At 41.7% G+C, this 9,209-nt stretch carries 4 protein-coding genes; 3 read left to right on the top strand and 1 reads right to left on the bottom strand.

Going from position 1 to position 9,209, the window contains the following annotated elements:
- Positions 1–68 precede the first annotated feature (68 nt).
- The gene (locus EDD57_RS13705) at positions 69–290 is read left to right on the top strand and encodes a Rha family transcriptional regulator (RefSeq protein ID WP_131849979.1); all 222 of its coding nucleotides are present in this window, start codon (positions 69–71) and stop codon (positions 288–290) included.
- A gap of 207 nt (positions 291–497) precedes the next feature.
- Here EDD57_RS13705 and EDD57_RS13700 read toward each other — a convergent pair whose 3' ends face one another.
- The gene (locus EDD57_RS13700) at positions 498–1,868 is read right to left on the bottom strand and encodes a tetratricopeptide repeat protein (protein WP_131849978.1); all 1,371 of its coding nucleotides are present in this window, start codon (positions 1,866–1,868) and stop codon (positions 498–500) included.
- Positions 1,869–2,135: 267 nt separating this feature from the next.
- Between EDD57_RS13700 and EDD57_RS13695 the strand changes: the two genes are divergently transcribed.
- On the top strand, positions 2,136–2,468 hold the full coding sequence (locus tag EDD57_RS13695; protein ID WP_131849977.1) for a hypothetical protein: 333 nt from the start codon (positions 2,136–2,138) through the stop codon (positions 2,466–2,468).
- A gap of 241 nt (positions 2,469–2,709) precedes the next feature.
- Positions 2,710–9,135, top strand: coding sequence for a DNRLRE domain-containing protein (locus tag EDD57_RS13690; protein ID WP_165873839.1), 6,426 nt, complete (start codon positions 2,710–2,712; stop codon positions 9,133–9,135).
- Positions 9,136–9,209 lie beyond the last annotated feature (74 nt).

Here is a 9,209-nt window from a genome sequence, read left to right as displayed (position 1 = left end):
AGATAAAACTAAAAGGTATGAGTCCAGTTCAATACCGAACACATACCCTGCAGGTTATTTAAACTTTTGTGTCTAACTTTTTGGGTTCACTTCAAATGGGATATCGTGGAGCAAAGGTAGCTGAAATAAAAGAACGTTATATTGCTGAGTTTAACCGTATGGAACAGTTTATCAAAACACAAGCTCTAGATGTAAAGCTAGATTCGTGCATGATCCAAGATTCAATTGAACGTGCTATGAGAAGGATAGAAGCAGAGAGGATGGATATGAAAGCCAAAGTAACCGAATAAAGCTCCGAGTGGCACTTGTACAGGCGATAGACGGAAGACTTGACCATATGTGAAAGAGGTAGCCATTTCCGGCTACCTTTTTTCAATGATTTATAATTGTAATCCTAGATAGAAATTGACGGTGGATCTTCGTCATCTCCACCTAATGTATGGAGTGATTGAACATCAACAAATTGCGGATGGAATGAACTTTTCGTAATGAATGATTCAAAAAACTTCATAGATCTCTACCTCGCTTTTTATAGAAAGTTCGTCTTCTAGTTTGTACTTTTTTATAAGGCATTGCACAAACTCATCTGTCGTACCCATTTTATCAAAACAGTAGATCATTTTCAATAATGCTGAAAGTTGCCTGTTCTTGTAGTTTTTAGATTCGAGAATTGATTCCGCTTCCCTATAATAAGGAAGGGCTTCGGTATACTGCTCTTGGAAGAGTAGTACATTTCCACGAGTAATCAATGCTTTACCTAGCCGAAATGGATCTTGGATTTCTTGAGCTGTTATGATTGCTTTTTCGAGGTATTCTGTTGCTAAAAGCCAGTCTTTTTTGGCATTAAAAAGGATTCCTAGATAGGTGTAAGCATCAATATGCCTGCGCGGATATTCCCTTTTACCGTCTGCATTTAAAACTAACATAAACCGATCAAGTGCCTTGGTAAAGTCACCTTCTACTAGATGAATACTCCCCAAAATGATCATCAAATCTAGATAGCGATTATCGCTTCGAATATTTGTTGCAATGATAATGCCTTCTGAACAACACTCCAAAGCTGCTTGGACGTTTTTTTGATTACGAAGGGCAATCGACCTAAATTTGTAGAAATCGAGCAAGGCATTGTTATTTTTATCGATCTTAGATCGTTGGGGCCATACTTCATAAAGTATGGAAGTTGCTTGGGGATACTGGGATAGTTCCCATAAGTACATCATCTTGTTCGCCAAGAGGTTATACTTGTTGTTTAGTTGAGAACAGTCTTTTGTTTCATCGTATGCTTCTAATCCTTGATTTATAAAATCAATTGCTGTTTCTAAATCATTTAAGAAATAGCGACTAGCTGCTAACCTGTTGTAACATGTAGGAATGATATTGTCATCGGGATTTAGGTTGTGTTGGGTACATGTTTGTATAGCATGAAAAAACACTTTTTCTGCTCTTTTGTACCTCTTCCTAGTTTCCACACTCTTATCCTTTTGAATAATCACACCGTCCAAATGGTACTTATGTGGAGCAAGAGGATGAAAGTCCTCGACCTGGTATTTCTCTAGTTCAGCCTTTGCTATTTCAATGTACCCATTATCAATCATTCTTTCAACTTGCTTCAACTTGAATCGCAATTCTGTTGTTATTTCTTCGACTTCTCCAACTTCTTTCTTGAGCTCCTTTTTTGTTATTCCTAGTGCTTCTAGATATAGTTTAAAGGTTTCATCTTTTACGGCTTCCCCTTTTTCAATAAGGCTTGCGGTAGAAGATGGAAAGCGATGATCTATATCTGTTAGACTCAATCCTTTTGTCATTCGATTTTTTTTGACAACATAACGGGCAATCTCACTATCTAGTCTGGTCTTTTTATCTGCCATAAAAACACCTCGCAATCTACTAGGCTCCTATATCTATCATATAAAAATATTAGAAGATTTTAAACATTATTTACATCCAAGTTTTTTCTTGGATAAAAAACAAAAAATTAAACAAGAACTTAGCAAATACAGCCTAAACGATTTATAAACTGTTGTTCATCCAAGAAAAAACCTGTAGTCAAACGGTCTTGAGATAACATTCATTTACAGAATATAATCTGTTTAAGGAAATTTTAAAAATATATATTAAAAAATGAGGTGACTTACATGTTGAAGATTCGCTTAGAAGGTCCAAACGAGCAAGTTGAATCGTTTATCTACGAAATGGATCGAAATCCAAGTGTAGAACTACATGAAACAGAAGAAAATTGTGAAGTAGAGAGTGGTCGAGTTATTACTTATTCCCAATGTGCTCTTAGTTGTTCTCCAAGAAATCGAGTTGAAATCCTCGAGTTGGAAACCATTGACGGCGTCACTATCACCATCCCCCTACTAGACGTAGTTCAAGTAAGGATTTCGGATGAGGAAACGATCACTTGTGGAAAGAGCTACGACATTTTTGCAGACAACAAAAAAGGCCACGCCACATGGCCTAAGTAAAACTACAATACGCTAAACACTAAGATAGTGTTCAAATACGTGGGAGGTAGATAAACGTAGGCTCCTCCTGTGTGTTTACCCTAGTGTAACATAGCAATCGTTGCCTACAATCGACAAGCAAATCAATATGGGAACTTGTTTTCCTTTTGGTTTTTTTGTGTTCAAATTGTGGACAAATCAAATCTGTTTCATGTATATTCAAAATATAATTATATATTTTTACAAAAGGAGAGAATATGAGATGAAAAAGAAACGATTGTTTCTTCGTAGATTATTTTTAGTGAGTACGTCGTTTTCGATCTTCTTCGGTACCGCTTTTCCTACGTCTACACATGCGGCAGATTTTGCAAGTGCGACGTATAAGGCGACCGAGTGGGGATTCCTATCTGCTTACATGAGTGTAAAAGATTCATGGAATAAGATGACGGATCAATGGACCATCGCGTCCGAGAAGAATAATGGTAACAAGGAGCTGACTGAGAATAAGCAGAGTCTACCTGTAAAAGAGACGACTCCTAAAGGAAAAAAGGTGGAAGATCCTAAGAGGACCAAGGAGTTAGTAGAACAACGGAAGATTAATGCTAAATTCTACGAGCTTTCAGATGGTCGGGTTGAAGCTGAAATTAGTTCAGATCCAGTCCACTACCGAGATTCAAATGGTAAATTACAAGATATAAAAAATGATATCTCGAAAGCAAGTCAAAAGGGATATGTTTATAGTAACGAAAAGAATCAATTTAAGACGTTCTTTAGCGATAGAGCAGATGAATTAGTCAAGATTACGAGTGGGAAGCATGCTATATCAATGGGATTAAAAGCCCCAGATAAATCGCAGGTTGCGCCTACGGTGAAAGGAAACATTATCTCGTTTTCTGATGTATTGAATAAAAGCAAAATCGAGTATCAAACCGAAAATAGCAAAGTAAAAGAAAGAATTGTTTTGAATCAGAAGCCAGAGAGTAACGTATTTGACTTCATCCTCGAAACAGGAGATCTCGAACCCAAGTTACAATCAGACGGTTCTGTTTTATTTGTAGATAAAGGTGATGTGGGGGTCTTTAAGATCCCAAAGCCGTTTATGTACGATAGTCAAAAAGAAGAAAACTCTCCTTATGGCTATGCATGGAGCCATGACGTGAAGCAAGAGATTGTACAAGTAGATGGTAAGAACGTTTTACGTGTGACAGCCGATAAAGAGTGGTTAAATGATTCCAAACGGGTGATGCCCATAATCATCGATCCAACGATTGAGATACAACCGACTCCCGGCAATGGAGCCCAAAGTAGTAAGGATACCATGATTAACAGCTCCTCACCTACCACGAACTATAATGATAACTGGAGATTATCCGTGGGAGCGGATTCGTCGCAAACTTCGCGCTCTCTTGTAAAGTTTGATACTTCTGTCATTCCGTCAGGGAGTAAGGTAGATTTCGCACAGGTACAGCTTTATTATGATCAAAACTTCTGTACAGGTTGTAAGGACACCGACCAAGATGTAACGTTTAGCCTCCACCGAGTCCTTCAAGACTGGAATCCAGCCGAGGCTACATGGAAAGAAGCAAAGAAAGGTGTACCGTGGGCGAGTCAAGGTGGAACCTACCGCTCTGACGTGGAAGCGAGTACCTATACGATTGATAATACCGACAGCACAGGTATCACCAAGAACGGTACGTGGAACCTGTCTTCTAATGTAGCTGGGGGAGTAAACGGTAGTTATCACGCCGCGCAGCCGAATGATAAGAGCGCTACTAGCACCTTTACGTGGAAACCCTACCTAAATGAAAGTGGAACGTATAACGTAGCGGCATCCAATGTCCAAGCATCAGATCGTGCCACTTCTGCCCCATATAGTATTACTCACAATGGAGGAACTTCCAAGGTCTATATCAATCAAAGAACATCCAGCACAGGTTATCAAGCATTAGGACAATTCAAATTTGCCACGGGAGATAGCCACAGCATTACGTTATCTAACTATGACTCCAGCAAGAAAGTGGGCGGAGCCGTCATCGCCGACGCGCTTCGTTTTACCAAGACAGCGGAAGTGAATAAAGGCGCCAATGTGAATAACCGCTGGCATGATTATACCGCACGGGATCTTGTTCAATCGTGGGTCGATGGGAGTCAAGAAAACTATGGAGTCCTCATCAAAGCCAAGGATGAATCGAAAAAAGTAGGGGGAGTCAGATATACGGCGAGTCAAAATTTTGATGAAAATTCGATTCGACCGAAACTAAAAGTCGTTTATGGAAAGCCGTCTGTTCTCCTTGCAGAACCAACTAAAATCTATGCCAACGGTGCAGAGTTGAAATGGACAAAGTATATCCGGACTGATTTTGTGGAGTATCAGATCCATCGGAGTACGAGTCAGGCTTTTATTCCAGACGAGACCACCTTGGTTGCACCTATTCCGAATCAAAATACACTTACCTTCACGGATACCACAGCTACGCCAACTCCTGCTTACAGCAGTGATCCATTTGGACGAGCCTATTTCTATCAAATCGCGGTGAAAACAGTAGATGGTACGATTGTCCCCTCTACGACTCAGCTTGTGAGACTGCCGAAATCGGGTATGACCATCCAAGTCTTGCAAAATGCCATCGATACAACCATATCGAGCGAGCATAAAAATACGAGTTTTAACTATTTAGATGAAAAAGGTAACCCATGGGCATCTGTAGGGAATAACAGCGCTACATTTGGTAACACCCGCTCCCTTTATAAATTCGACCTCTCTTCCATTCCGAATACAGCAAAAGTGGTCGATGCTGATTTTAGTCTGTGGAGTTGGCAAAGGGATAGTACAGGAACAACTAATGCTACCTATAATGCGCATTATCTGTGGAAGGATTTTGAATCGGTTCCGAAGACCACGTGGAACAGTCACAATGATGCTTTCCATAACTCGGTTCTTGATTATGTGACCAATGTTACCAACGATCCAAAGTGGCTCAATTGGGATGTCACGTCCGCGGCGGCCAGGTGGGTGAAAGATGGATCGAGCAATAGAGGTCTCATGATTCGGCAAAGTGACGAAGGAAGCAAGACAGCGAAAGAAAAACTACTTACCGTTAGTAGTGAGATGACCCTAGCGCCACAGCTGAAGCCGAAGCTAAAGGTCGTTTATATCGATAAAAAAGCCGCCAACTCGTACTATGCGCCGAAAACACCTACTACCATGAAGGCAGGCGAAACCTATCAAGTGGAGGTTACCCTCTCCAATCCAACGGATACAGCGTGGAGCGGTAGCACCGATTTACTCGGTTGCCATTGGGCATTACCGAATGGAACTGATCGCACGACTGAAGACAATTGTGCAGGAGCGCAGTTTAAGCCGATTGATGCGAATGGCAATGAATCTGTGACCACGGTCAATATCCCAGCTGGGGATACGATCACCGTCCGTGGGAACGTGAAAGCACCCGCCATCAGCCAGCCAAACAAACTCCGTGAAGGTTTGATTCTCCAGTGGGATCTCAAGCTAAACGGAACATGGCTATCCAAAAGCCCAGACCCAATTCCGACTCTGAACCAGTTTGTTATGGTCGAAGATCCAAATGGAGCAAAGGATTTAGGGAATGACGATAATCATGCTTCAACAGATGAAGCAACAGGTACAGGCAGTAGTGCGAGTATGAACTTATATCGCGGAAATGCCAACTTTAGCTACTCTGCTTTTAGCAACCCGTCCCGAGGTGACTTCATGACCTCCGTGGATCTTACGTACAACAGTTTAGACACGAGTGATTCTGTGATCGGAGCGGGCTGGTCCCTTGATACCTCTAGTTTCGTTCGTCTTGGCTCTTCGATGGAAGACCTAGTCTATATGGATAAACAGGGTCAAATTGTACAAGGCTCTATGAATCTATCAGATAGCGATGGGACAAGCCATACCTTTACATGGGACTCCAAAGCGAAAGAGTTCAAATCCCAACCGGGAGATGAACTGTACCTTCAATATCTACAAGGTGGTTCCAGTAGTAAGAAGTGGGTGATTACAGAGCCCAGCCGTAGCCAATTCTTCTTTGATGAGAAAGGGTATATGACAGAAGCATCCGATCAAACGGGGAACCTTCTCAAGTACACGTATGAGGAGAGAGCGGTTAACAACAAGCCCGTGAAGATGCTCCGTTACATCACAGATGCAGCGGGCCGTCAAACCGTAACCATTGAATACAATGCCAACAACAAAGTTTCGCAAATCAAAGCAGTTAAACCAACTTTGTCCGATGTTCCACAACAAGTAGTTGAATTTACGTATGATGCATCGAACCGCTTAGTTAAATTTACTGACGGTGCAGGGACGAATGTAGCCAAGTCGTACGAGTTTGTTTACGACTTGCTCTCTACTAACGTAATCAATCAAATCAAAGACCCAAAAGGGAACATTACCAAGTTTGACTACTATACAGATGGCGAAAACAAGCACCGTGTGAGTAAGATGACCAACCGGAAAAATGAGATCATTACGTACACGTATAATGATAAAGATAAAGAGCGGATCGAAACTGACTTGAAAGGAAATTCCACCAAGTATCTCATGGATGATAAGGGGAACCTCATCAAATCCACCGATGCGAAGGGGAACGTGACAGAGTATCAATACGATGCCAACCGAAACTTGACATGGAAAAAAGATCCGAATGGGGCTATTACAACATGGACCTATGATGAATTGGGCAACGTCTTAACCATGACAGACCCAGTCAATAATGCCATCCCGGACACAAGTAAACGAAAATTCGTCCGCTACAATTATCAATACTCGATGAACAAGCATGTAGCTGAATTGATTCAAATCACTTCACCAGAAGGCCGGGCCACGAAAAATACCTATGATACATTAGGTAATCTAGTAGCGGTTGAAGATACGGAAGGGAATAAGACCACCACCGCTTATTACGGAAATACTGATCTCGTCAAAAGCATCACCAATGCCAACGGCAAAACAACAACCTTTGGCGATCCTGATGCACCCGACTTTGGCTATGATGTAACAGGAAAGCCGAAGAAAGTGACGAATTCCTTAGGGGAGACGACTCTTACCCAGTACGATGATTTTGGGCAGGTGATATCGTCCACTAATTCTCAAGGAAAAACGTCTACCTTCAACTTTGATGTTTTCGGTCGTCCACTCGATGCCAAAATACCGAAGGATCAAGCCAAGGGAGAATACATTGTCAATCCAGCACCTGTTTATGATGCCAGCGACAATGTAATCGAGAAAACAACTCCTACAGGTGCGAAATTTAGATACAAATATGATGAGTATGATCGCATGACGGAGGAAATCGAACCGAAAGACAATCCGAACGATCCAGAAAAGAAAACGACGTACTTCTATGATGTACTTGGGAATCTGATCAAAGAAGTGGAGCCGAAAGGAAATCTCACCGACGATCCAGATGATTACACCACCAAGTACGACTATAACGAACTGAATCAAGTCGTAGCCGTCACCAATAGTCAAGGGCATAAAATCACGTATGAATATGATTCTGTAGGGAATCAAGTGAAAGTGACCCAACCAAAGGGCAATCTCACTCCTGATAATCCCAATGATTATGTGACCACCACGACCTTTGATCTAAACAACAATCCGATCAAAGCAACGGACATTGATGGGAAATCGATTGAAACCGTTTATGATGCCGATGGCAAGACGATTGAAAACAAAGATAAAGAAGGAAACGTTCATAAAGTTTCGTATAACATCCGCGGACTTGTCGCAGAAGAACAGACACCTTATCAGTCAGGGAAAACCCGAACCAGTCGGTACACCTATGACAAATTAGGAAATGTAACTCAAGTCGATCCACCGCGTGGGACTGCTACACCGTACGCAGACGACTTCGTGCAAAAGAAAACCTACGACGATCTTGGCCGTGTGAAAGAAATCATCTTTCCACGTGACCCGAATAGCTCTAACCCACGTTTCAAAGAAGAGCAGAAAATCATCTACAACTATGATGAAGTGGGGAACGTCACATCGGTTAGCACTCCGCCTTCCGAAGGACAAACCGAGCGTAACGTCTCTACCTTCACCTATTATGACAACGGCTTACTGAAAACCGTTACAGATAGCTGGGGCGTAAAAACCACTTATGATTACAACCAAATCGGGAGTCAAGTCGAACGTGTCGTAACCAGTTCTGATGGAAAAGTCGAACGGAAGATGACGTGGGATTATTACCAAGATGGCAAACTGAAGAAAAATGTAGATGAAGGGCTACAAAACAAAGGTAGCTCTCTAGACACCGAACGGAAACAGTTTGAGTATGTTTACGACATTAATGACAACATTGTTTCAATGAAAGATTCCAGTAGTAACAAAAAAGTAGACGAATACCGCACTGTCTACACCCCTTTGAACCAAGTGAAAGAGGTACAGGAAGTGGTAGATGGTATCGTCAAACGAGGTATTCAATACGACTATGATGTTCACGGGAACTTGCTCAAGCAAGAGTATTCTAACAATATCTCGGAATACAGTTACAACGGACTAGATCAAGTAACACAGTTTTCACAAAAGAAATCTGCTCAAGACAATAAGCCTCAAATCTACAGCTATCAATACACCGTGAGCGGTAAGACCAAGCAAGAAACCAAGCCAAACGGAACCTTAACCGATTATCAATACAACGGTGCGACACGTTTCTAGATAAGTGCCTCAAGCACGAAACTAGACCGTTTTAGAAAACTAAAATGAGAACTGATTTACCGAGGGATGGAATG

Source organism: Baia soyae (assembly GCF_004341445.1).
In the GTDB taxonomy this organism is placed as follows: Bacteria; Bacillota; Bacilli; order Thermoactinomycetales; family Thermoactinomycetaceae; genus Baia; species Baia soyae.
This window is presented reverse-complemented; position numbering and strand designations above follow the sequence as displayed.

What these genes read in the sequence shown, in the direction of transcription:
- EDD57_RS13700 (WP_131849978.1), bottom strand. Translation starts at nt 1,868, where the DNA reads ATGGCAGATAAAAAGACCAGACTAGATAGTGAGATTGCCCGTTATGTT.
- EDD57_RS13695 (WP_131849977.1), top strand. Translation starts at nt 2,136, where the DNA reads ATGTTGAAGATTCGCTTAGAAGGTCCAAACGAGCAAGTTGAATCGTTT.
- EDD57_RS13690 (WP_165873839.1), top strand. Translation starts at nt 2,710, where the DNA reads ATGAAAAAGAAACGATTGTTTCTTCGTAGATTATTTTTAGTGAGTACG.